Origin of the sequence: Thiocapsa marina 5811, from assembly GCF_000223985.1 — a bacterium.
GTDB classification, from domain to species: Bacteria; Pseudomonadota; Gammaproteobacteria; order Chromatiales; family Chromatiaceae; genus Thiocapsa; species Thiocapsa marina.
Genome location: NZ_AFWV01000006.1, coordinates 80299 through 101310 on the forward strand (window position 1 = coordinate 80299; position 21012 = coordinate 101310).

General features: G+C 64.0%; 25 protein-coding genes. 11 read left to right on the forward strand and 14 right to left on the reverse strand.

What is annotated here, in order from left to right; all coding sequences use genetic code 11:
- Window positions 1-15 precede the first annotated feature (15 nt).
- The gene (locus THIMADRAFT_RS09795) at window positions 16-816 is read left to right on the forward strand and encodes a hypothetical protein (protein WP_007192867.1); all 801 of its coding nucleotides are present in this window, start codon (window positions 16-18) and stop codon (window positions 814-816) included.
- A gap of 82 nt (window positions 817-898) precedes the next feature.
- Here the strand turns inward: THIMADRAFT_RS09795 and THIMADRAFT_RS28235 are convergent, their stop codons facing one another.
- Window positions 899-1027, reverse strand: coding sequence for a hypothetical protein (locus THIMADRAFT_RS28235; RefSeq protein ID WP_267878404.1), 129 nt, complete (start codon window positions 1025-1027; stop codon window positions 899-901).
- A gap of 95 nt (window positions 1028-1122) precedes the next feature.
- Between THIMADRAFT_RS28235 and THIMADRAFT_RS09800 the strand changes: the two genes are divergently transcribed.
- The 3 genes from THIMADRAFT_RS09800 to THIMADRAFT_RS09810 all read left to right on the forward strand — a co-directional run bounded on the left by THIMADRAFT_RS09800 (window position 1123) and on the right by THIMADRAFT_RS09810 (window position 3483).
- Window positions 1123-2574 carry a TrkH family potassium uptake protein gene (locus THIMADRAFT_RS09800; protein WP_007192869.1) on the forward strand — a complete coding sequence of 484 codons (1452 nt, stop codon included), beginning with the start codon at window positions 1123-1125 and terminating at the stop codon, window positions 2572-2574.
- A 99-nt stretch (window positions 2575-2673) separates the two neighbouring features.
- Window positions 2674-3003 carry a hypothetical protein gene (locus THIMADRAFT_RS09805; RefSeq protein WP_007192870.1) on the forward strand — a complete coding sequence of 110 codons (330 nt, stop codon included), beginning with the start codon at window positions 2674-2676 and terminating at the stop codon, window positions 3001-3003.
- A gap of 222 nt (window positions 3004-3225) precedes the next feature.
- Window positions 3226-3483 carry an FmdB family zinc ribbon protein gene (locus THIMADRAFT_RS09810; protein WP_007192871.1) on the forward strand — a complete coding sequence of 86 codons (258 nt, stop codon included), beginning with the start codon at window positions 3226-3228 and terminating at the stop codon, window positions 3481-3483.
- 123 nt (window positions 3484-3606) lie between these two features.
- On the opposite strand, the gene THIMADRAFT_RS09815 is transcribed toward THIMADRAFT_RS09810, so the two are convergent.
- The 4 genes from THIMADRAFT_RS09815 to THIMADRAFT_RS09830 form a co-directional block, all read right to left on the reverse strand.
- Window positions 3607-4713: a S1C family serine protease gene (locus THIMADRAFT_RS09815; protein WP_007192872.1), complete on the reverse strand. Its 1107-nt coding sequence runs from the start codon at window positions 4711-4713 to the stop codon at window positions 3607-3609.
- Between the two features lie 88 nt (window positions 4714-4801).
- On the reverse strand, window positions 4802-5872 hold the full coding sequence (locus tag THIMADRAFT_RS09820) for an AI-2E family transporter (RefSeq protein WP_007192873.1): 1071 nt from the start codon (window positions 5870-5872) through the stop codon (window positions 4802-4804).
- 10 nt (window positions 5873-5882) lie between these two features.
- Window positions 5883-6224: a hypothetical protein gene (locus THIMADRAFT_RS09825; RefSeq protein ID WP_007192874.1), complete on the reverse strand. Its 342-nt coding sequence runs from the start codon at window positions 6222-6224 to the stop codon at window positions 5883-5885.
- Between the two features lie 154 nt (window positions 6225-6378).
- Complete coding sequence (locus tag THIMADRAFT_RS09830; RefSeq protein WP_040730847.1) at window positions 6379-7281, reverse strand: LysR substrate-binding domain-containing protein; 903 nt, start codon at window positions 7279-7281, stop codon at window positions 6379-6381.
- 239 nt (window positions 7282-7520) lie between these two features.
- Here THIMADRAFT_RS09830 and THIMADRAFT_RS09835 point away from each other — a divergent pair, with 239 nt between their 5' ends.
- The gene (locus tag THIMADRAFT_RS09835; protein ID WP_007192876.1) at window positions 7521-8810 is read left to right on the forward strand and encodes an OmpP1/FadL family transporter; all 1290 of its coding nucleotides are present in this window, start codon (window positions 7521-7523) and stop codon (window positions 8808-8810) included.
- A gap of 210 nt (window positions 8811-9020) precedes the next feature.
- Here the strand turns inward: THIMADRAFT_RS09835 and dsrE2 are convergent, their stop codons facing one another.
- From dsrE2 to THIMADRAFT_RS09850, 3 genes are all read right to left on the reverse strand, one after another.
- Window positions 9021-9500, reverse strand: a complete 480-nt coding sequence (gene dsrE2 / locus THIMADRAFT_RS09840; protein ID WP_007192877.1) for a sulfur carrier protein DsrE2 — start codon at window positions 9498-9500, stop codon at window positions 9021-9023.
- A 64-nt stretch (window positions 9501-9564) separates the two neighbouring features.
- Window positions 9565-9795: a sulfurtransferase TusA family protein gene (locus tag THIMADRAFT_RS09845; RefSeq protein ID WP_007192878.1), complete on the reverse strand. Its 231-nt coding sequence runs from the start codon at window positions 9793-9795 to the stop codon at window positions 9565-9567.
- A 156-nt stretch (window positions 9796-9951) separates the two neighbouring features.
- A complete protein-coding gene (locus tag THIMADRAFT_RS09850) occupies window positions 9952-10263 on the reverse strand; it encodes a rhd_2599 family sulfurtransferase (protein WP_007192879.1) in 312 nt (103 codons plus the stop codon).
- A 96-nt stretch (window positions 10264-10359) separates the two neighbouring features.
- On the opposite strand from THIMADRAFT_RS09850, the gene cysG reads away from it, so the two are divergent.
- Entirely contained in the window at window positions 10360-11784 is a 1425-nt protein-coding gene (cysG, locus tag THIMADRAFT_RS09855) for a siroheme synthase CysG (RefSeq protein ID WP_040730950.1), read from the forward strand.
- A gap of 243 nt (window positions 11785-12027) precedes the next feature.
- On the opposite strand, the gene plsY is transcribed toward cysG, so the two are convergent.
- Window positions 12028-12615: a glycerol-3-phosphate 1-O-acyltransferase PlsY gene (plsY, locus tag THIMADRAFT_RS09860; protein WP_007192881.1), complete on the reverse strand. Its 588-nt coding sequence runs from the start codon at window positions 12613-12615 to the stop codon at window positions 12028-12030.
- Window positions 12616-12882: 267 nt separating this feature from the next.
- Between plsY and folB the strand changes: the two genes are divergently transcribed.
- Complete coding sequence (folB, locus tag THIMADRAFT_RS09865) at window positions 12883-13239, forward strand: dihydroneopterin aldolase (RefSeq protein ID WP_007192882.1); 357 nt, start codon at window positions 12883-12885, stop codon at window positions 13237-13239.
- A gap of 171 nt (window positions 13240-13410) precedes the next feature.
- Here the strand turns inward: folB and THIMADRAFT_RS09870 are convergent, their stop codons facing one another.
- Both THIMADRAFT_RS09870 and THIMADRAFT_RS09875 read right to left on the reverse strand, forming a co-directional pair.
- The gene (locus tag THIMADRAFT_RS09870; protein ID WP_007192883.1) at window positions 13411-14061 is read right to left on the reverse strand and encodes an SOUL family heme-binding protein; all 651 of its coding nucleotides are present in this window, start codon (window positions 14059-14061) and stop codon (window positions 13411-13413) included.
- Window positions 14058-14555 (reverse strand): DUF2452 domain-containing protein, encoded by a 498-nt coding sequence (locus tag THIMADRAFT_RS09875; RefSeq protein WP_007192884.1) that lies wholly within the window; start codon window positions 14553-14555, stop codon window positions 14058-14060. Before THIMADRAFT_RS09875 ends, THIMADRAFT_RS09870 begins: the two co-directional genes overlap by 4 nt.
- A gap of 95 nt (window positions 14556-14650) precedes the next feature.
- Here THIMADRAFT_RS09875 and THIMADRAFT_RS09880 point away from each other — a divergent pair, with 95 nt between their 5' ends.
- Entirely contained in the window at window positions 14651-15814 is a 1164-nt protein-coding gene (locus tag THIMADRAFT_RS09880) for a class I SAM-dependent methyltransferase (protein WP_007192885.1), read from the forward strand.
- 186 nt (window positions 15815-16000) lie between these two features.
- Here the strand turns inward: THIMADRAFT_RS09880 and THIMADRAFT_RS09885 are convergent, their stop codons facing one another.
- From THIMADRAFT_RS09885 to THIMADRAFT_RS09895, 3 genes are read right to left on the reverse strand one after another with little or no spacing between them, the layout of a single operon-like run.
- Window positions 16001-16771 carry a VOC family protein gene (locus THIMADRAFT_RS09885; RefSeq protein ID WP_007192886.1) on the reverse strand — a complete coding sequence of 257 codons (771 nt, stop codon included), beginning with the start codon at window positions 16769-16771 and terminating at the stop codon, window positions 16001-16003.
- A gap of 57 nt (window positions 16772-16828) precedes the next feature.
- Window positions 16829-17440, reverse strand: coding sequence for a hypothetical protein (locus tag THIMADRAFT_RS09890; RefSeq protein ID WP_007192887.1), 612 nt, complete (start codon window positions 17438-17440; stop codon window positions 16829-16831).
- Window positions 17441-17473: 33 nt separating this feature from the next.
- A complete protein-coding gene (locus THIMADRAFT_RS09895; RefSeq protein ID WP_007192888.1) occupies window positions 17474-18937 on the reverse strand; it encodes a hypothetical protein in 1464 nt (487 codons plus the stop codon).
- 300 nt (window positions 18938-19237) lie between these two features.
- Here THIMADRAFT_RS09895 and THIMADRAFT_RS09900 point away from each other — a divergent pair, with 300 nt between their 5' ends.
- The 3 genes from THIMADRAFT_RS09900 to THIMADRAFT_RS09910 all read left to right on the forward strand — a co-directional run bounded on the left by THIMADRAFT_RS09900 (window position 19238) and on the right by THIMADRAFT_RS09910 (window position 21012).
- Window positions 19238-19840, forward strand: a complete 603-nt coding sequence (locus THIMADRAFT_RS09900) for a DUF938 domain-containing protein (protein WP_007192889.1) — start codon at window positions 19238-19240, stop codon at window positions 19838-19840.
- 123 nt (window positions 19841-19963) lie between these two features.
- On the forward strand, window positions 19964-20527 hold the full coding sequence (locus tag THIMADRAFT_RS09905) for a DUF427 domain-containing protein (protein ID WP_007192890.1): 564 nt from the start codon (window positions 19964-19966) through the stop codon (window positions 20525-20527).
- Between the two features lie 8 nt (window positions 20528-20535).
- Entirely contained in the window at window positions 20536-21012 is a 477-nt protein-coding gene (locus THIMADRAFT_RS09910) for an aminoacyl-tRNA deacylase (RefSeq protein ID WP_007192891.1), read from the forward strand.

Genomic DNA, 21012 nt, shown 5'->3' on the forward strand with positions numbered 1-21012 from the left:
CGATCCGAATCGCAGATGTCCGCGGCCGGATCCGACGCCGTCGCGATGGACGGGCCAAGACCCTTGATCGTGCGACCGCTCGGGCGCATCCCCCGCCGGCGAGTCCGAGCTTGCGCGGCGCACCGTTCGCCCCCCGCCCTGCTGTTCCGAATCGCCCCGATCGCGTTCGGATTTCTCGCGCTCGGAATCGCCGCAGCGTCCGTACCAAGCATCCTTCTGTACGGGGCCACCCCCGATCAGGCGAGAGACTTCGCAATCGAAACGGCCTACAGTCGAGGCTGGAGCGTCCCGACGGTCGGTGCAACGACGGCCGGATTCGAGCAGGTTCTCGAAGAGGGCGACCCGGACAATCCTCGCGCCCCGCGCGATCTGATCCGCATCTCCGCGTCCTTCGTGGAAGAGACCGCAGGGACACGTGTCCTCTTGCGTGCTCGCGAGATACGGATATCCGCCACGGGCGAAGAGTGGTCGACGGATGTGACCGAACGTTATGCCGAGAATCTCGGCAATGCCTTGAGCTCGCTCAGGAGAAAATGGGATGAATACCGCGAGGCTGCCGGAATCGGCGCACGAGAGCCCGCCCGATCCCCGCCACCCCGCCCCGACTCCCCGGATCGCTACGCCGGGACCGAGGCGCTCGGCACCTGGACGTACTACGCCGAGCGCTACGCAGAGAGTCGCGGTTGCGTGCTGACGGACATGGGCACGGTCCTCGAAGCCACGGGACCGGAGTGGGAGCGACATCGGGTGCCGTGCCGGAATGGACGCTCGCTGCGCGTGTATTGCCGCCTCGGCGACTGCAGCGCACGGGAATGACGATGCTGCGTTTCGCAACCCCGCAGCGCTCGCATCGGCGCCGAAAAGCACAAGCGCGCGCCGGGGGGCCGGGTAGCGACATTCAGGGCGGAGGCGGTGGATCGTCTTCGTTCGACGAGCGGCTGTCGTTTCCGGCCAAGAACAACGCCGCAACCGCGACCGCGATGAGCAGCATCAAAAACACTGCAATAAGGGAAGCAGCGAGATTCATCGTGCGTGTCGATCCTCCGGGGTGGGCGCGCGCTCGGGTGCCGGGGCTCGAGCCTTGACGAGCGACCGAGTTGGACCGATGCGTCGGGGTGCGCGATGAAGCTCTTCGCCGTTCAAAAGGTCGTCGGCCTGCTCTTGACGCTGTTCAGCTTCACGATGCTCCCGCCCGTTGTGGTCGGATTGATCTACCGGGACGGTGAGATTTGGCCTTTCCTGGCCGCATTTCTACTCATCCTCGGTGTCGGTCTGCTGACCTTTCTGCCGGTGATGCGGCTCCGCCAAGAGCTGCGCATCAGGGACGGATTCCTCGTCGTCGTGCTCTTTTGGACCGGACTCGGCTTGGCCGGTTCCTTGCCTTTCCTGCTCGCCGAACAGCCCATGCTCTCGGTGACCGACGCAATCTTCGAGTCCATGTCCGGTCTCACCACAACCGGCGCGACCGTGATCGTCGGACTCGACGACATGCCCAAGGCCATTCTCTTCTACCGTCAGCAGCTCCAATGGTTGGGCGGCATGGGGATCATCGTGCTCGCGGTCGCCGTGCTGCCGATGCTCGGGATCGGCGGCATGCAGCTTTTTCGGGCCGAGATGCCCGGCCCGGTGAAGGACGCCAAGCTCACGCCCAGGATCACCGAGACCGCCAAAGCCCTCTGGTACATCTATGCGGCGATGACCGTCGCCTGCACGCTGGCCTATTGGGCGGCAGGCATGACCTTCTTCGATGCCCTCGGCCACGCCTTCTCCACCGTCGCCATCGGCGGCTTCTCCACCCATGACGCCAGCATGGGATACTTCAACAGCACACTGATCGAGATGATCGCGGTGCTCTTCATGCTCCTGGCGGCGATGAGCTTCGCCTTGCATTTCGTCGCTTTTCATCGACTTGACCTCGGGGTCTATCGGCGCGACAGCGAGCTGAGGTTTTTTCTGTTCCTCATGGCCTCCGTGACCGCCATCACGACGTTGGCCCTCTTCTACAGCGACACCTATATCACCTGGGACGACGCCTTCACGAACGGCCTGTTCCAAGCCGTCTCGATCGGAACCACCGCCGGATTCACGACCGCGGAATTCTTCTACTGGCCGCCGTTCATCGAGATTCTGCTGCTCTTTGCGAGCTTCGTCGGCGGCTGTGCCGGCTCGACCGCCGGCGGTATCAAGGTGATCCGTTTTCTGCTGCTGATCAAGCAGGGAATCCGCGAGATCGAGCGCCTTATCCATCCAAGCGCTCAGATCCCGGTCCGCGTCGGCGGCAACAGCGTGAATCACCGCGTCGTGGATGCCGTCTGGGGATTCTTCTCGCTCTATGTCGCGAGCTTCGTCATCATGTATCTTCTGCTCGCCGCCACCGGCCTGGACCTGCTGACGTCCTTCTCCGCGGTTGCGGCCTGCATCAACAACCTCGGGCCCGGACTGGCCCAGGTCGGCGCGCACTACGCGGACCTGCACGATCCGGCGAAGTGGATCCTCTGCGTAGCGATGCTCCTCGGGCGCTTGGAGATCTTTACACTCCTGGTCTTGTTGACGCCGGCCTTCTGGCAGCGCTGATCGAGCCGGGGGGAACCGCGCGCGGAATCCAATCGCGCCTGGGGAATGGCCCGAGCGACCGATCGGGACCGGTCAACACCGACACCGCGGAACAACAGTATGAGCATGATCGAGAACCTCGAAGCCATGCTGAGGCGTGGCCAGGATACGGCCCTCTTGCGCTACAGCCTGGGTGCCGAATATCTGAAAACCGACGACACCGGGCGCGCACTCGAGCATCTCGCCGAAGCCGTTCGACTCGACCCCGCCTATTCCGCAGCCTGGAAGCTCTACGGCAAAGGGCTTTCGGCGGCAGGCCGCCACGCCGAGGCCATCCTCGCCCTCGATCGCGGCATCGCGGTCGCCGAGGCCAAGGGCGATATCCAGGCCGCAAAGGAGATGAAAGTCTTCCGAAAGCGCGCCGAGCGTGCGATCGCAGACGCCGACTGAACGGCGTCCGGCAACAGCTTGGCCGGGGTCGCCGCAGGACGACACGGCCGGACGCATTCAACCTGGATCCGGGCGCCATGCTCGAAGAAGCGTTCCTTCGGCTCTCGATCGCGGCGTCGCTTCTCCGGCTCGGGAATCTGCTTCGCCGGGCGCTTGCCTGCTCTCGGCACCCGGATATAATAATGTCCATAAGCATTCATCGATATACCTTGGAGAAAGGCGATGCCGACCTATGATTACCGCTGCGAGGCCAATGACCGCGTCCTCGAGGTCAACCACCGAATGAGCGAGAGCGTGACGAGCTGGGGTGATCTTTGTGCTCGCACCGGGACTGCTCTCGGCGACACCCCGGCCGATGCGCCCGTGCACCGGCTCGCGACCGGCGGAAACGTGATTTCGAGCAAGAGTCTCGGCAGCGGCAACGCCCCCGCCTGCGCAACCGGGGCGTGCTGCCCGGGCGGGATGTGCGGTTTGAACTGATCCCGGCCGACACGCCCCGATCAAAGCGGCTTTCCAACACCTGAACCGCGTCCGCCGCAACCCGCGCTGACTCGCAATCCGCCGAGTCGACAGGCTACGCGCGAAGACCCCGGGCGACGCGGTTCAGCCGAGCACGACCTCGACGTCGATCATCTGTCCCTCGCGGTAAACCCGCAACCTGACCTTATCCCCGATCCGATAGGCATCGAGCAGGTCGATGAGGCCCTCGACCGAGTCGACCTCGCGTCCGTCCACGGCGACGATCACATCGGCGGCGGACAGATCCCCGTTCCCGGCGATGACTGCGGCGCGCAGTCCGGCGCGTGCGGCAGGCGACCCCTCCTGGACTTGAAGAATCACCACGCCCTCGACTCCGAGACTCTCGGCGAGTCGCCGGCTCAGATCTCCGTCCGTGATGACCCCGAGTGCAGGCCGCACATAGCGACCGTAGGCGATCAGCCGCGGCACGACGCGGTTGATGGTATCCACGGGCACCGCGAACCCGATCCCGGCAAAATTCCCGGACGGGCTGAAGATCGCCGTGTTCATGCCGATGACCCGCCCGGCGCTGTCGATCAAAGGCCCACCCGAGTTTCCGGGATTGATCGCCGCATCGGTCTGGATAAGATGCTCGATCTTGCGCCCCTCACCCGAGGGAATCGTCCGATCGAGCGCCGAGATCACCCCCCCGGTCAAGGAATAGTCCAATCCGAAGGGGTTGCCGATCGCGAAGACCTTCTGCCCGACCTTCAGGTCGTGACTCGAGCCGATCGCCACCGGCGGCGGCCCGCCCGCACCGCTGTCGATCCGCAGCACGGCAATATCGTGCTCGGGGCTGACGCCGACCAACGCCGCCTCGTAGACGCGTTGACTGGAGAGCCGAACATAAGCCGCCTGTACATCGGCAACCACATGATAGTTCGTCACGACATGCCCATGACGGTCCCACATGAAGCCGGAGCCGGTGCCGCGCGGCACCTCCAAGAGATTGCGCGACAACAGATCCATCACCCGCCCGGACGTCGTGATATAGACAACCGACGGGCTGACCGACTCGAAGATCGCGATGGTCGTCTGCTCGTCGGCGGCCAACTCTCCCCGCGCCATGATCGTGCGCGGTTCGGCTTGGTAACGAATGAACAGATCCTCGATCCATGGCCGGCTCGCCAGTGCGAGGAGAAAGAAGATCACGAACCAGAACAGGAAGCGACTGAGGGCGAAGGCGTGCATGGGTGCGCCGTGGCGTTGGAGGGACCTGGATTGTATACCGACCGCGTACGGGTTTTTCCGAAAGCAGGGTGCGACCCGCACCCGTGCATCAAGCGAGCGCGTCGCCCTGATCGCCCGGGGGGATAGGCCAGGCCGTCAGAATGGCCTGAACCAGGGTCGCGAGGGGAATCGCAAAAAACACACCCCAGAAGCCCCAAAGCCCGCCGAACACCAGAATCGCCACGATGATCGCGACCGGATGCAGGTTCACCACCTCGGAGAACAGCAGGGGCACCAGGACATTTCCGTCGAGAGCCTGGATGACGAAGTAGGCCACCGCGAGCCAAATGAAGCTCGGAGTCCAGCCCCATTGGAACCAGGCCACCAGCAACACCGGCACCGTGACCACTGCCGCCCCGATGTAGGGAATCACCACCGAGAACCCGACCAGCAACGACAGGAGCATCGCATATTTGAGCCCGAAGGCGGCAAAGGTGGCGTAGCTGACCAGCCAGATGATCAAGATCTCCCAGGCCTTGCCCCTGACGTAATTGGAGATTTGGCGATCCACATCGCTCCAGATGCCGTTTACGATCGTGCGATGCGTCGGCAGGAACCGATGAAACCATTTCAAAATCAGCTCTTTGTCCTTCATGAAGAAGAACACCAGCAGCGGCATGAGGATGAGATAAACGAGGATGGTGATGATGCCGACGACGCTTGCGAGCGACCAGGAGAGCACGCGCTGACCGAAAAGCACGGTCTCGCCCCGGATGACCCCGATCAACTCGGCAACCTGGGCTTCGGTGACCAACTCGGGATAGTGCTCGGGCAGATCCAGGAGCGCCGTGGTCGCGGCCGAGATCATCGAGGGCAGCTGCTGCACGAGCTCGGTGATCTGAAGCGACACCGAGGGCAACACGCCCACCAGCACCAAGGCGACGAACGCCAAAAAGGCGACATACACCACCAAGACGCTCGCCAACCGCGGCAACCCGCGACGTTCGAGCGGCCCGACCAAGCCCTCCAACAGATAGGCGATGACGATACTGGCCAAGACGGGCATGAGCATGCCGCCCATGGTGATGACCACGGCGAACGAGATCAGCAGCAGGATGGCCAAGAAGATGATCTGGGGATCGGAAAAATAGCGCCGAAACCAGTTCGCGACGATTCTCATGTGGACTGGATTAGCCTTCCGAGTGGAACTTGGCTCGGTAATCGCGGTAATGGCGAGCGAACAACGCCTCGAGATCGTCGATGACCTCGCGTGCCGAACGACCCTGCAGGACATGCGCGGACATCAACGCCGAGGTCTCGTTGAGCATCGGCCCGCGGTCGAGCATCCCGTAAGTCTTCGACAGGCGCTTGATCGCGGCGACGACGCTCTCCGCGCTCGGACGCGGCACCGGAGTCGGCTCGCGCGGCCCGGAATGGGTCTCCGGCGTTGCAGCCCCGCGCTGCACCAGAAACTCGGCGAACGCGAGCAGCGTTTCGCGCTCCGCTGCACCCAGGGCGCGGAAGGCGCGCATGAGACGCCGCTCCGACTCCGGCCCTTGCATTCGACTCATCACGGGGAAACGCTCAGCGAAAGACGGTGGGTTGGACCCGGGGAGATCCAACAGGAATCGACGGTGCCGCAGTCACCGACGCACGCGCGCTCACGAACTCCATCGCGCTTCGGTCTCAGGCATCGTGCTCACGGCAATAGGCCCGTGCAAACTCAAGCAGCTCCTCCATGACGCGCAGTCGAAACTTTTGCTTCTGATGGACAAATGAAAAGGGGCGATCCAGGGACGGATCCAGGTTGAGGGCAACCAGAGTGCCCAGCTTGAGCTCTTTTTGAATCGTGGCCCCCGAGACCACCGATACACCCATCCCGGCCTCGACGGCGCCTTTCACCGCCTCGGGGCTTCCCAGCTCCATCGACACCTTGAGCACCGAATGGCAGTCGTGTTGCAAGTTGAGGTAATCGTTGATCACCTCACGCGTTCCCGATCCTTCTTCGCGACAGATGAAGGGATACTCGAGGAGCCGCTCGAAGGTGACCATCTCGGCACCGGCGAGCGGGTGGCCCGGGGGCACGATCGCGAAGAGTTGATCGCGCTTGCAATGCTCTACGACGAGATTTTTGTTCCCGACCGGCGCCTCCACCACCCCGAGGTCAATGGTGTTGTTCTCCACCATCGAGACGATTCCGTCGCTGTTGGAGACCTTGAGGTGGATGATCACATCCGGATAGCGTTCCTTGAAATCACCCAAGAGGGTCGGAAGCATATATTCGGCGATCGTCGTGCTCGCACCGATCGCCAGCGCACCGCTGATCTCGCCGGTGATCTCCCGAACCGCGTTTTCCATCTCGGAGTAGAGCTCGAAGATCCGGTCGGACGAGGCGAACACGGTCTTTCCGGCATCTGTCAGGCTGATCCGGTTGTGCGTCCGGTCGAATAGGCGCGTGTTGAAGTGCTCCTCCAACTGGCGCACCTGAAAGGTCACGGCCGGCTGCGTCATATGCAGCTCCTCGGCTGCCTTCGTGAAGCTCAGCAGCCGAGCGACCGTATGAAAAACCTGGAGCCTGCGATCTGCCATCCGGAGACCACGTCGAGATGACGACGGCGAAATAAGGTCGTTTTATATCACAATCACGGGATGCCGGGGTAGCGCTAAGGGATCATCGAACGCCGGTTGCACCGATACCGGAGACACGCGCATTCGGATTGAACAGGGTCCTCGAATTTTCGTACCACAGCTCTGGATAAATGTGGCGCATTCGCCTAAAGTGCGATGCCGAAAAACAACGGATACCCACACGACGAGGAGCCCCCTGAATGAATCAACAGATCGCCCGTGCGGCTGCAACCGCCATCGCCGCCGGAGCATTGGTCGCTGCCGGCGAATCGCTCGCCGCGGGCTTTTCACTCCCGGAGGTTTCGACGGCGGGCATCGGACTGGCGAACGCCCTGGTCGCGAACCCCGAAGAGACCGGCGCCTTCGCCTATAACCCGGCGGCCATGGGATTCCATGATGCGTCGAGCGTCGCACTCGGCGGGATCCTGATCGGCCCCAACTTCAGCGTCAGGACGGCCTCCGGGCAACACGACAGCCAGGGCGCGGACTGGACAGCCGCCCCGATGATACAGGCCGCTTTGCGAATCAACGCGGACTGGCGTATCGGGCTGGGGATCACGGCGCCTTTCGGGCTCGAAACCCGCTGGGAGGACGGAACCTTCCCCGCCCTGAGCGGCACCGTGCGCATACCGGTTCCACCGCCGCTTGACCCGAACGTGCCGCGCGGACAGCCCACGACGAGCAAGCTCGAGATCCTCGACTTCTCGCCGACGGTCGCCTATCGCGTCAACGACAATCTCAGCCTGTCCGGCGGTTTGGATATCTACTGGGTCAAAGACGCCCAGCTCGACTCGACCGCCGGGCGACTCAGCGGCGACGGAGCCGATGTCGGTTTCAACCTGAGCGCACTCTATCGCTACGAGGCATGGAGCTTCGGCGCTGCCTTTCGCTCCGCCTCGACCGTCGGCCTCGAAGGTGACTATCGACCCTTGAGCCAAACCCTCGTGGCGATCGGTCGGCTTGCGCCGGCACAAGACGCAAAGGTGGACGTCGACCTACCCTGGCGCATGCAGCTGGGCGTCCGCTACGCCGTCACCGAAGCATTGGCCGTCGAGCTCGACTGGACGCGCACGGGCTGGAGCTCCTTCAGCAAGCTCGAGATCGAAGGGACAGGGACCGGAGAGACCATCTTCACCGATACGAACGACTGGAAAGACAGCAACGCCTACCGACTCGGCATCACGTATCAAATCCGCCCGGAGACGCAGCTGCGATTCGGCTACTCCTACGACGAGACCGGACAGGAAGACGCCCATTTCAGCGCACGCGTCCCGGACAACGACCGCCACCTCTTCGGCATCGGCATCGCGCAGCTCCTAGGCAACGGCCTGTCGATCGAAGCGGGTTACATGTACGTGAAGGCGAACGACCGCACCATCAGCAGCAGCACCCCCTATCGCGGCGGCGACATCAACGGAACGGATGCGCTCGATGGCGATTACGAGATGGACGCGCACCTCATCGGGGTCGAGATCGTCAAGGTCTTCTGAGCCGCTGAACCGCGTCTGGAGCGGCATGCGCAGTTGTTGGCTTGAATCCGCGACAACCGAGGCTACGCAAGCCCGAGCTGACGCGGTTCAGAAGGGAACACAAGAAAAACGCCGCCATTGAGGCGGCGTTTTCGTTGCAAACACGGGGTCACCCAACGGGGTTCCGGACACACGCAAAGCGGAGCCCGTGCGCGAGGCGCGGAGCGCGCTTTAGATGTAGAGACAGATGTCGCTTTCGCCGGCAAACTCAAAGAACGCCGCGGCGCCCGCATACTCGATGCCGTCGATAAACTCGGATGTGTTCATATCGAAGAGATCGACGGTCATCTGACAGGCGATCAGCTTAACCTCGGCCTCTTGGCAGAGGTCCCGAAGCTCTTCGACACTGGCAACGCCCTTGTCCTTCATCTTCTTCTTCATCATCGAGGTCATCATGCCCTGCATACCGGGCAAGGTCAGACCCAGGACGGGAAACCACTTGTCCATACCCATCGGCATGGGCATCCCCGGGTTGCCGAGCGGGGTCACCTCGAGGGCGAGCTTTTTCTTCAGGAGCTGGAGCCCGTAGAAGGTGAAGAAGATCTGGGTCTCGTAGCCGAGTGCGGATGCGGTCGAGGCCAGGATAAAGGGCGGATAGGCCCAATCGAGAGAGCCTTTAGTGGCGATAATAGCGAGCTTTTTTTCTTCCATCGTGTCCTCCTCGCGGGTCGATCGGCGCGCGGGTTGATTCGTTTGAGCGAGACGGCTCGGGCCGTCAGCCCTTCTTGATCAGGAAGTGGAATTTCCCGCCATCTTCCTTCGACTCCATCAACTCGTTGCCGGTCTGTTTGGCGAAGGCATCGAAGTCCTTGACGGAACCCGGGTCGGTGGCGACAACGTGCAGCACTTGGCCGGAGCCCATCGCGTTCAGCGTCTTCTTCGCACGTAAAATCGGGAGCGGGCAGTTCAGGCCGCTGGCGTCGAGCTCTTGATCAAAGTCTGCCATGGAGTACCTCCGGTCGGGTGCTGTTTTAGAATATCAGTAGACACAAGAATTCGGTTTTATAGGCGAAACAGGGCGAAAAGGCAAGGCGTCGAGGGTTGTCTCCCGACACCGGTCGCGCTCCATCTCGACCGCAGCGCGGCGCGAACCCGCATTGACTCATGCGATCGGGTAGCCGTGACGCGCCCAGGCGATGATGCCGCCCCGCAGATTCAGGACGCGGTCGTATCCCTGCTGCATCATGTAGGCACAGGCCTGATAGGAACGTGCGCCGCTGCGGCAGTAGAGCACGACGTCCCGATCCTTCGGCAACTCATTGATTCGAATCGGGATCAGATGCATAGGCAGCCGCATGGCATCGGGGATAGCACCTTGCGCGACCTCCGCGGGGGTGCGGATATCCACGAGCAGCACATCCTCGCCGCTCGCAATCCTGCCGTGCAGAGATTCGGAGTCGATCTCGTTGATCACATCGCTGTCCTACCACAAACCTAAGTATTTAAGTATATTAAGGACTTTTGACGGCCAACTCAACGACCCTTGTGGGCTACATAGACCGAAATGACCATGGAATTCCTTCCGATCTTTCAAGACGTCCGGGATAAACCCTGCTTGGTCGTCGGCGGCGGCGTCACCGCGGCCCGCAAGGTGGGCAGCCTTCTGCGTGCCGGCGCTGCCGTCACGGTCGTCGCACCCGACCTCGACGATTCACTGCGAGACCGGGCCGCCGCAGGCGCGGTTCGTCATCTCGCGCGGCGTTTCGAGTCCGGCGATATCGAGGGCAACCGCCTCGTGATCGCCGCAACGGACGACCGTGGCGTCAACCGCCGGGTTGCCGAGCTTGCCCGCGAATACGACATCCCGGTCAACGTGATCGACGATCCGGATGCCTGCACCTTCTTGTTGCCCTCGATCGTGGATCGCTCGCCCGTCGTCGTGGCGATCTCGACCGGCAAGGCATCCCCCGTGCTGGCGCGGCTGCTGCGGACCCGACTCGAATCCATCATCCCGGCCGGCTACGGCCGTCTCGGGGAGCTCTGCGCACGCTATCGCGACCGCGTCAAAGAGCGTTTCAGCGCCCTGCCCGATCGGCGTCGATTCTGGGATCGTGTCCTGGAAGGCGCTGTCGCGGAACGCATCTTTGCCGGCCAATTCGCCGAGGCCGAGGCGGTCATCGAGCGCGAATTGGCACACGATGCGCTCGAATCCGATATGGGCGAGGTCTATCTCGTCGGCGCCGGTCCGGGTGATCCCGACCTCCTGACCTTCCGGGCCCTGCGCCTGATGCAACAGGCCGATGTCGTCGTCTACGACCGTCTGGTCGCCGAGCCCATCCTCGAGATGACGCGCCGCGACGCCCGCCGCATCTATGTCGGAAAACAGCGCAATCACCATGCGATGCGGCAAGAAGAGATCAACCGACTGCTTGCCGATCTCGCCAAGGATGGTCATCGCGTGTTGCGCCTAAAGGGCGGAGATCCCTTTATCTTCGGACGCGGCGGCGAAGAGATCGACACCCTCGCCGCGGAGGGCGTGCCCTTCCAGGTCGTGCCCGGCATTACGGCGGCCGCCGGCTGCGCCAGCTACACCGGCATTCCGCTGACCCACCGCGACTATGCCCAATCCGTGACCTTCGTCACCGGCCATCTCAAGGACGGGACCATGAATCTCAACTGGGGCGCGCTCGCCCAGCCGAGCCAAACCGTGGTCTTCTACATGGGCCTTGCGGGCCTGCCGATCATCGTCGACCAATTGATCTCGCACGGCGTCTCCCCGCAGATGCCCATTGCGCTGATTCAGCAGGGGACGACCCACCTGCAGCGCGTCTACTCGGGCACGCTCGAGACCATCGTGGATCTGGTCGAGGCCGATCCCCCGCAGCCACCGACCCTGATCATCGTCGGCGAGGTCGTGAAGCTGCGCGAGAAGCTGAGCTGGTTCCGCCCGCCGGACGAGCCGCAGCTCGGAGCCACCACGCGCCTGGTCAGCTAAACTAAACTGCGTCTCTTCAAGATATGCGACGTTCTTGGTGAATCGAAGTGTTGCACTTCCTACAGACGTCGGAGCGGACGCAGTTTAGGTGAATTTCGGAAACCGTTAGGCCCTACTAGGTCACTTTGTGTTTTTTATCCTAAACCGCGTCGACTCCAACCTTGAGCATATCGCCCGACGTCGACACAAAGCGACGAGAGCGCATGTGGCACGGATGCGGTTTAGCAGCGGTTTAGCAGCGGTTTAGCGGGTGATCCGCCCTTCCGTGCCCGTGATCAGGTTGCGGATATTGCTGCGGTGCCGCCAAAAGAGCAGACCCGTGATGACGAGCTGCATCCCGATCAAGACGTTGTCGGGCCAGAAGAACCAGACGATGACGGGGGCGAGCGCCATAGAGATCAGGGCGGACAGGGAGGAGATCTTGAGGACCTTGGCGACGAACAGCCAGATGGCGGCCACCGAGAGACCGATCGGCCAAAAGAGCCCGATCTGTACGCCCAAGGCGGTGGCCACGCCTTTACCGCCGCGAAACCCGAAGAAGACCGGGTAGAGATGGCCGATGAAGGCGCCCAGACCGATGCCCGCCAGCACCGCAGGGCCGGCGCCGAGGAGGTGACCGACCACCATCGGGATCAGGCCCTTTAGACTGTCGCCGACCAGCGTGATCGCAGCGGCCTTCTTGCCGCCGATGCGCAGCACATTGGTCGCACCGGGGTTGTTGGAACCCTGCGTGCGCGGATCCGGCAGCCCCATCAAACGGCAAACGATGATGGCGCTGGACACCGAGCCCAGCAGATAGGCGGCGACGACGAGGAGCGAGGCTGTAATCATGGGCCGCAATTGGACATGGGAAGCCGGTGCAGGTCAAGCGGACGACAGGCCGCGCCGGCGTTGCTTCCGGCAGATCGCCTGAACAGGGCCCGCTTCAGTCCCCTCTTGCCTCCTCTCGCAGATTCGAAGAGAACCAAACATCCGGATAGAGCTGATCCACAATGAAGAAAAACCACATCCTAGACCGCGTTCACGACACCGGCGGCGGAGCCCTCCGGCCGACGGCCTTCACGGAACCATCACATGTCCCGCCGGACGCGGGCTAGCATGGACAGGGTCTTCATTCGCGGCCTGAGGATCGATACCACCATCGGCATCCACGATTGGGAGAAGCGCATCCGCCGCCCCGTGGTTCTGGATCTGGAGATGGCGAGCGACATCGCACGCGGCGCGGCCACCGATCGCATCGAAGATGCGCTGGACTACGAGGCCATCACGCGGCGCTTGGAGCAATTCGTCTCGGAAAGCCGCTTCGAGCTGGTGGAGACGCTTGCCGAGCGCTGCGCGTCCATCCTCCGCGACGAGCTCGGGATCCCTTGGGTCCGGCTCACGCTGAGCAAACCCGGTGCCGTCGGCGAAGGCGTCGATGTGGGCGTGGTGATCGAACGCGGCGATCGGTGCTGAGCGGCTTCGGGAGTACGTCCGGCGCGGTGTCCGGCAAGGCGCGACGAGGCGGCGCGGCCGCGGTAAAACCGTTGTCGTTGTCGTATCCATGGTCGATTACGACAACGACAACGAACGGTCTCGACAAATTTTTCCGAGCCGCACGAGCGAGCGAGGCCCGCCTCGCGTGCCTCAGGGCGCCTCGACGTCGATGAGAACCTCGTTTCGACGCAGAAAGCCTGGCGTGAAGGGATCGTTGTAATAGGCATAAACGGCAGGACCCGCAGCCGTCAGGTCGCGCGAGCTCATCCAGGCCCGCAGCGCTGCCTCTTGCTGCGCAAGCGCGGCGTCTGTCGTCGCGCCGCTGAAACGAACCGCCGCGCGTCGCCGTGCAGGGATCTCGCGCAGGCGCACCTCCGACGAGGCCGGCGCGGGAAGCTCGTCCAGCCTGTACCCGGAAGGCATGATGAAGCGAACCGACCAGGTGTCCTCCCCCGCCGGCGATTGGATCACGGGGGCCGTCATGGCGATCCGCTCGGCGTGCGCCTCCGGGCGCTGCTGGATGACGGGTGCGGTCATCGCGATCGTCTCCCCGGCACGCTCCTTGGCAAAGATATAGCGTGCGAGCGGCCCGAACCCGGAACCGAGTGCTTCGCGACGCGCGCCGCTGCGGGTCGTCTCCGCAACCACGAGGGCTGGATAGTCCCGAATCTCGAAGGCACCGTCGCTCTGAACGGCGACATAGTCGGGTGTCTCGACGTTCTGAACCACGAAGACAAAGACAGCCATGGCGACGATGCCCAGCACCGCAACGACGCCGACGATCAGGAGAAGTGTCTTCATCCCTCGCCCCGCGCGTCTAAGCCGCCGATGCGCAACAGTTGAGTCACCAGCTCGCCGGTATCGTCCGGCCGATCGGCTCGATCGGCCGGCGTCCAGGAATAATCCGTCTCGAGACGGTAGGATCCCAGAAACTCGTAAGGGACCGCACCGCCCCACTCGGCCGGCGCGAGCATCGAGAAGAAAGGCTCGCCGGGCGCCTTCCGATAGAGATGATAGGTCCGGCCGGGGATGCGTTTGAATGCGCACCGCGCACGGGTCAGCGTTTGCTCCTCCTTGGCGTCCGCAAGGACCTTACGCGCCTCTTGTTGTAGCAGCTTGATCTGGTCGGCGATGACCCGAAGCTTCGCGCCCGTGCGGGCGCTCAACATCGACTCCGCCCGCGCAACCTCGCTCGCGAGCTCGCCGGAATCGAAGGCCGGGGCCAAACGGCTGACCGGATAGGGTGAACTGTGTGCGGCGCCGCGGTGAAGCACGCCTTTGTCGTCGTTGCTCATCTGCCTGCCTCTTTTGTTTCGTCGTCCGTCCGAGGATCGACGCTCTGCTGGCTATATAGTGTCGGCGCGCGAAAAGCACGAACGAGGATTTCACGATGAATGATACGACCGACGGGACCGGCGGAGCCGGCGCGACCGAGATCTCGGCCCGCCTCGCCGCGCAGATCAGCGACGAGATCGCGGCCGCCGAAGGCCTGCTGGCATTCGACCGCTTCATGGAGCTTGCGCTCTACGCACCGGGCCTCGGCTACTACGTCGCGGGTGCCGCGAAGCTCGGAGCGGACGGCGACTTCGTGACCGCGCCCGAGATCTCGCCGCTCTTCGGGCGCTGTCTTGCCGTTCAATGTGCCGAGGCCCTGGAGCAACTCGGCGGCGGCGACATGCTCGAGCTCGGCGCCGGAACCGGCGCGCTGGCGGTCGAGCTGCTCCAGGCCCTGGAGCAGCTCGAGGCCCTGCCGGGCCGCTACCTGATCCTGGAGCCGAGCCCGGACCTTCAAGAGCGCCAACGCACGCTGATCCAAGAGCGGATACCGCATCTGGCGGAACGCTGCGCCTGGCTGCCCCGGCTCCCGGAGACGCTGCGCGGGATCGTGCTCGCCAACGAGGTACTGGACGCCATGCCGGTGCATCGCTTCGGCATCCGAGATGACGGGGCGATCGACGAGGTCTTCGTCACCGAGCGCGCAGGCGTCTTCCTCGAGGTCACCGCGCCGGTGCGTTCGCTCGGGCTCGCCGACGCGGTTGCGGCGCTCCAGGCCGAGGGCTTTGCGCGAGCGCCGGGGTATAGCTCCGAGATCAACCTGCGCCTGCCACCCTGGATGACGGCGTTGGGCCACACGCTGGATGCCGGACTCGTCCTGCTGGTCGATTACGGTTATCCGCGCTCGGCCTACTACCAGCCCGACCGCACCATGGGGACACTCATGTGCCACCTGCGCCACCAGGCCCACGACGACCCCTACACCCATATCGGGCTACAGGACATCACGGCGCATGTGGATTTCACCGCGGTCGCCGAGGCCGGGGTTGCCGCAGGCTTCGATCTCGCCGGATTCACGACCCAGGCGCACTTCCTGATCGGCTGCGGGATCGACCGGATCCTCGCCGAGTCGCCCGATGCCTTCCACCTGACCCCCGGCGCGAAGCAACTGCTCCTGCCGACGATCATGGGGGAGCGATTCAAGGTGATGGGGCTGACGAAGGGGATCGACGATGCATTGTGCGGATTCTCGATCCGAGACCTGAGTCGGCGGCTCTGAACCGCGTCCGGAGCGAGTTGCTCGCTTCCAAGTGAGCTCGACGTCCGGTGCATCCACGGCCTTTAGCAGGGTCGTAGCTTAAAATAATATATTTTATAATGCCTTAAATCGCGCCGACTCCAACGCTCGTCAAGTCTGCCAGGGCCGATTCCACCCAAAAACATCGCATACCGCGCCGAGCGCGGTTTAATGCTGGATGATGGCGAAGATCGCGCCCTGAGGATCGCCGAGGAAGGCGAATCGCCCGACATTCTCGACCTCCATCGGATCCATGACGATGCTGCCCCCGAGGCGCTTGGCCGCCGCGATGGCCCGATCGCAGTCCTCGACGCCGAAATAGATCGACCAGTTCGGCGGCATCGAGCCCCACTCGGCATCGAGCTCGATCATCCCGCCCACCTCCTTGCCGTCGAGCTCGAACAAGGTGTAACGCCCGTCCATCAGACTCTTGCTGGTGCGTGCTGTCCAGCCGAACAGGTCGTGGTAGAAACGCGTCGCGGCCTTGGTGTTGCGGGTCTGCAGCTCGCTCCAGCTGCGTGCGCCGTTGGTGTTGTCGATCTCGGCACCGAACAGCGAGCCCGGCTCCCAGAGACCGAGCACGGCGCCGGTGGGATCCTGAATGAAGGCCATGCGTCCGAGCTGCATCACATCCACCGCGGGCATCACCAAGCGTCCGCCCAGCTCGACGGCCTGCTCGGCGCTCGCCTGAACGTCCATCACCCGGACGTAGCTCGCCCAATAGGGGAAGGCGCCTTGCTCGGGCGCCATCTCGTAGAGCGCGGCAGCGCGCTTGCCGTCGCGCTCGAGGATGCTGTAAGGCACCTCGTAGTCGGTCGGGAGGTCTTCCGACGTCCAGCCGAAGATCTCTCCGTAGAAGGTCTTCGCGGCCTCGGGCGCGTTGGTCGCCAGATCGACCCAGCAAAAGGTTCCGGCTGGATAGCTTGTCATCTCGGCCATGGGACGTTCCTCGGTTCGGATCCTTGATTCGGATCCTTCAGGTTGAAAGCGATGGGCTCAATCCAGATCCGCATCGGCGCGCCGGCCTTTGCGACCCGTCAAACGGCGCGGCGGCGGATCGCCGTCCATCATCATGAGCATGCGCTCCTCCTCGGCGAGACGCTTGGCGGCGAGATGTTTCTCCTGGCGCACCCGGGCCGTGTAGCCGAGCGCGGCGCCTCCGGCCGTCGTCAGGGTGAGCAGCCCGAGGGTGACGAACTGCGCCAACATCATAGCCACTCCGAGACCGACGGCACCGCCGACCACGACACCGGTCTTGAGGTTGGCACCCATCGAGCCGCGATGCCGAACCTTCGCCTGCAGGACCGCGTTGTCGCGGCCGACCTTGGCACGGATCTGCTCGGCCTTCACTCGGATCTTTTCGCGCTCCTTGGAGAAGCGCTCGCTCACGCGCGAGAGGGTGCGATGCCGGTCCGCCGCAACGATGGTGTTGAACCAGAAAGCGACCAACGTGCCGATCGAGCCGCCCAACAGCAAGAAGAGCGGCCAGGTCGTTTGCCAATCGGTACTCAATGCGGTGTATACCAGGAGCCCCGTGACGCCCTGGAGGAGAAAGATTCCGATCAGGAAACGGACCAAGCTGCCTACGCCGGTTGGAATGATGTTCATAGTCTCCGTCTGCACTCCCTGGCGTCGAGCGGGTCAGGCACTCGGCGGCTCGTTCTTCAAGAGGTCTGCAACGCCGAGCATCAAACGACCGATCGCCGTTGCGGCTCCGGCCCCGGATTCGTCAGTGCCCCCCAGCATAAAGAACCAGATCGGTTCTTCGGCCGGCAGCGTTTCCGCAGTGCCGGATTGTCGCGCGCGCACGTCGCGGAGTCGATCGCGGATCGCTGCCAAGCTCTCCGGGCTGCCTCCGATCAGGGGGTCGACCTCGCGATCGAAGGCATCGACGACCGCGTAGAGGTGCTCGATCCCCAGGCCGGAGAGATCCGCGACAAGCCGGCTGGCAGCGGGCCCTCCGGGCAGTAAATCCGGCTCGAGACCGGCAACGAGGAAGGGGCCGGCGCCCTCTTGCAGACGCGCCGCGAGAACAGCATCGCCCCGTCCGCGCAGGTCTTCGATCAACTTCCCGCGCATCCGATCCGAAAGACCCGCGGCAACTTGGTTGAACAAGGGCATCCCGCCGAGCTCCACGTCGACCGGGATCAGAAAAACATGCGCATCGGGGCTCGGCGCCGGTTCCGCCCCGTCGCCGCCCGCCGCATAGGTCTCGACAAGGCGAAACAACTCGCGGTGACGCGCCTGATCCGTCTGGGCGAGTTGCTCCACGTTCGGTCCGACCATCACGAAGGTGTAGACGCCGAAACCGGGCATCGCACGCCGATACAGATGATCGACGCCGTTCGAGGTCTCGATACGCACCGCCGGCCCCGCCGACGGAAAATAGGCCATGGCATAGTCGCGTGCCAGACGTGTCGGGCCGCTGCTGGAGCCGTTCAGCTCGAGATGCCGCGTCAGCCCGTCGGCCGCTGCCGTCTCGATCGCGCGTCGCGCCCGAGGTGCACTGAGTGCGCGCGCCCGCTCCGAAACCGGATCCAGGACCTGGTCGCCTCCCTTCGCGACCATCTCACGCACGATGTCGGGCGTCGGCGCACAGTTGCCGAGGATCAGCGCCTCGGTGCCTTCGGCAGGGTCGATCACGGACGAGTAGAGACTCGCCACCAGGGCATCGAGTCCGTCCCGCGTCGAGATCGACATGGAGCGCGCGGACAGACACTCGGCCGCGACCTCGGCCCGAAGGATTGCGGGATCCTGACTGAAAAGCACCGGGGGCGCGCCCGGATCGTTGAACAACACACCCTCCGCGGGACGAGGCTCGGCGGGAGGAGCCTCGCCGGTGAGCAGCTCACCCGGCCGCGCTTCGAACACACGGGTATCGTCGAGACCCTGCCATCGCGGCGGCGCCGTCACCCGTGCGACATCCCGAGCCGGTTCCGACTCGGCGCCCATCGGGAGCCCCGGTCCAACCCCGGCACAACCGGCGAGCGAGACCGCAAGCCCGAGCAAACCGCAAGCGACGACGGCCCGTGGCGAGACGGCCACGCGCATACGGCGAGCCCGCTGCACGGGCCCGGCCGGGGTGTGGTGCGAAGGTGTCTCCACGATGTGACCGTCTCCGATTTCGGGTCAGCAAGATTCGACTCGCCGCCGGACTGCGCTCCGGTGGCGTCGTGCGTCGTTTTACGCGCCCGCCCCCCCTGCGCTGCGCGGGCATCGCGCCATGTACAGCATAACGGATCGTGAAGAGCGTTCCGATGCGATTTCGGTCCATTGCGCCGGGGAGCCGGTTGTCGATCGACCCTTGTGCCCCGACGTCCCGAATGACCTGAAGGCGCCATCGCGTCCCGCACGACGGGAACATGCGAGCATAGCAGCCCCGATCCACCCCGAACGGCGAAGGCCATGTATCCAATCGACAAACCCTACTCGGAAGCCTGCGAAGAAAACAAGCGTCCGATTCTCGACGTGATCGGCCCGCTTTTTCGAGATTCCCGTCGAATCCTGGAGATCGGCAGCGGCACCGGTCAACACGCGGTCTTCTTCGCCGCCGCCCTGCCCCAGCTGGTCTGGCAGACCAGCGACTGCGCACACTATCTCCCCGGAATCCGGGCCTGGCTGGACGATGCCGCTCTACCCAATCTCCCGCCCGCGCGCGTGCTCGACGTTACGGGCACTTGGCCGGACGAACGCTTCGACGCCGTGTTCAGCGCCAACACCGCCCACATCATGTCGGAGGCACAGGTCGAGGCCATGTTCGAAGGGGTTGGCAGGGTCCTGGTCGACGGCGGTCATTTCGTGCTCTACGGGCCCTTCAACATCGGCGGCCGCTACACGAGCGAGAGCAATGCGCGCTTCGACGCCATGCTGCGCTCGCGCGACCCCGCAATGGGCATCCGCGATCTCGACCTCCTGATCCGCATGGCCCGCGACAGCGGCATGGAGTTGATCGCGGATCACCCGATGCCGGTCAACAACCGTACCTTGGTTTGGCAGCGTATCCCTTAAGCCGCGCCCGGGACGGTCTGCGATGTTTGCGGATGGGAACAGCCGCGGCAGACTCGACAACCCTTGGAATCGGCGCGGTTTCGTCATGGACCAGAAAAACGCTGAATTTCCCGGTGAGATCCCATGCCCGAGATGCCGAAAGACGACCCCCGGATCGCACGTGCCCGCGCGGCATGGCGATTTCGCGGGCAGACACGACCCGACTTCGCCATCGAGCCCGGTCCGGATCAAGAGTCCGTGTGGGACTACCCTCGTCCGCCCGCAATTCGCCCCGAGCCACGGCCCGTCCGGGTCCTCGCCGGAACGGTGACCCTGGCTGATTCCAACCGTGCGGTTCGGGTCTGCGAGACCGGAAGCCCGCCGACGCTCTATGTCCCGCCGCAGGACGTCGCGATGGACCTCCTGACGGTCTCGCCGACGCGCAGTTTCTGCGAGTGGAAAGGCCAGGCGCGCTATTTCCGGGTCAAGAATGCCGCCGGGCCCGCGATCGACGTCGCCTGGTGCTACCCGGAGCCGCTCGCGGGCTTTGAGCCCCATGCCGGCTGGATCTGCTTCTATCCCGGACGGGTTGCCTGCTTTCTCGACGTCGAGCGCGTGCTCGCACAGCCCGGAGGCTATTACGGAGGATGGATCACCGCGGACGTCGTCGGCCCCTTCAAAGGCGAGCCCGGCACCTCTCACTGGTAACGACACCGATGCCGAAAGCACCCGTCACGCAAGCCGTCCGCGCACTGCGGGCCGCCAAGGTGGACTTCGAAGACCACCCCTACAGCTATATCGACGGGGGCGGTACGGCGCAGTTCGCGCGCGAGCACGGCGTCGACGAGCACCTGGTCGTGAAGACCTTGATCATGGAAGACGAGCGCGGCAACGCCATGATCGTGCTGATGCACGGCGACCGGCAGGTGTCCACCCAAGCCCTGGCACGCGCGATCGGCGTAAAACGCGTCCAGCCCTGCGCGCCGGCGATCGCGGACAAGCATTCCGGCTATCAGGTCGGCGGCACCTCGCCCTTCGGCACGCGGCGCCCCATGCCGGTATACTGCGAAAGCGGTATCGCAGCACTACCGCGGATCTACATCAACGGGGGCAAGCGCGGCTACATGATCTCGCTCGCGACCGCCGATGCCCTCGCCTTCCTCAAGCCCACACGGGTCGAGATGGCGACCTGA

Bases quoted from the DNA above. Each gene is read 5' to 3' on its own strand.
- THIMADRAFT_RS09910 (WP_007192891.1), top strand. From the start codon at position 20,536: ATGCCGAAAGCACCCGTCACGCAAGCCGTCCGCGCACTGCGGGCCGCC.
- THIMADRAFT_RS09800 (WP_007192869.1), top strand. From the start codon at position 1,123: ATGAAGCTCTTCGCCGTTCAAAAGGTCGTCGGCCTGCTCTTGACGCTG.
- cysG (WP_040730950.1), top strand. From the start codon at position 10,360: ATGGAATTCCTTCCGATCTTTCAAGACGTCCGGGATAAACCCTGCTTG.
- plsY (WP_007192881.1), bottom strand. From the start codon at position 12,615: ATGATTACAGCCTCGCTCCTCGTCGTCGCCGCCTATCTGCTGGGCTCG.
- THIMADRAFT_RS09795 (WP_007192867.1), top strand. From the start codon at position 16: ATGTCCGCGGCCGGATCCGACGCCGTCGCGATGGACGGGCCAAGACCC.
- THIMADRAFT_RS09835 (WP_007192876.1), top strand. From the start codon at position 7,521: ATGAATCAACAGATCGCCCGTGCGGCTGCAACCGCCATCGCCGCCGGA.
- THIMADRAFT_RS09810 (WP_007192871.1), top strand. From the start codon at position 3,226: ATGCCGACCTATGATTACCGCTGCGAGGCCAATGACCGCGTCCTCGAG.
- THIMADRAFT_RS09900 (WP_007192889.1), top strand. From the start codon at position 19,238: ATGTATCCAATCGACAAACCCTACTCGGAAGCCTGCGAAGAAAACAAG.
- folB (WP_007192882.1), top strand. From the start codon at position 12,883: ATGGACAGGGTCTTCATTCGCGGCCTGAGGATCGATACCACCATCGGC.
- THIMADRAFT_RS09820 (WP_007192873.1), bottom strand. From the start codon at position 5,872: ATGAGAATCGTCGCGAACTGGTTTCGGCGCTATTTTTCCGATCCCCAG.
- THIMADRAFT_RS09825 (WP_007192874.1), bottom strand. From the start codon at position 6,224: ATGCGCGCCTTCCGCGCCCTGGGTGCAGCGGAGCGCGAAACGCTGCTC.
- THIMADRAFT_RS09830 (WP_040730847.1), bottom strand. From the start codon at position 7,281: ATGGCAGATCGCAGGCTCCAGGTTTTTCATACGGTCGCTCGGCTGCTG.
- THIMADRAFT_RS09905 (WP_007192890.1), top strand. From the start codon at position 19,964: ATGCCCGAGATGCCGAAAGACGACCCCCGGATCGCACGTGCCCGCGCG.
- THIMADRAFT_RS09875 (WP_007192884.1), bottom strand. From the start codon at position 14,555: ATGAGCAACGACGACAAAGGCGTGCTTCACCGCGGCGCCGCACACAGT.
- THIMADRAFT_RS09890 (WP_007192887.1), bottom strand. From the start codon at position 17,440: ATGAACATCATTCCAACCGGCGTAGGCAGCTTGGTCCGTTTCCTGATC.
- THIMADRAFT_RS09880 (WP_007192885.1), top strand. From the start codon at position 14,651: ATGAATGATACGACCGACGGGACCGGCGGAGCCGGCGCGACCGAGATC.
- dsrE2 (WP_007192877.1), bottom strand. From the start codon at position 9,500: ATGGAAGAAAAAAAGCTCGCTATTATCGCCACTAAAGGCTCTCTCGAT.
- THIMADRAFT_RS09870 (WP_007192883.1), bottom strand. From the start codon at position 14,061: ATGAAGACACTTCTCCTGATCGTCGGCGTCGTTGCGGTGCTGGGCATC.
- THIMADRAFT_RS09845 (WP_007192878.1), bottom strand. From the start codon at position 9,795: ATGGCAGACTTTGATCAAGAGCTCGACGCCAGCGGCCTGAACTGCCCG.
- THIMADRAFT_RS09885 (WP_007192886.1), bottom strand. From the start codon at position 16,771: ATGGCCGAGATGACAAGCTATCCAGCCGGAACCTTTTGCTGGGTCGAT.
- THIMADRAFT_RS28235 (WP_267878404.1), bottom strand. From the start codon at position 1,027: ATGAATCTCGCTGCTTCCCTTATTGCAGTGTTTTTGATGCTGCTCATC.
- THIMADRAFT_RS09805 (WP_007192870.1), top strand. From the start codon at position 2,674: ATGAGCATGATCGAGAACCTCGAAGCCATGCTGAGGCGTGGCCAGGAT.
- THIMADRAFT_RS09815 (WP_007192872.1), bottom strand. From the start codon at position 4,713: ATGCACGCCTTCGCCCTCAGTCGCTTCCTGTTCTGGTTCGTGATCTTC.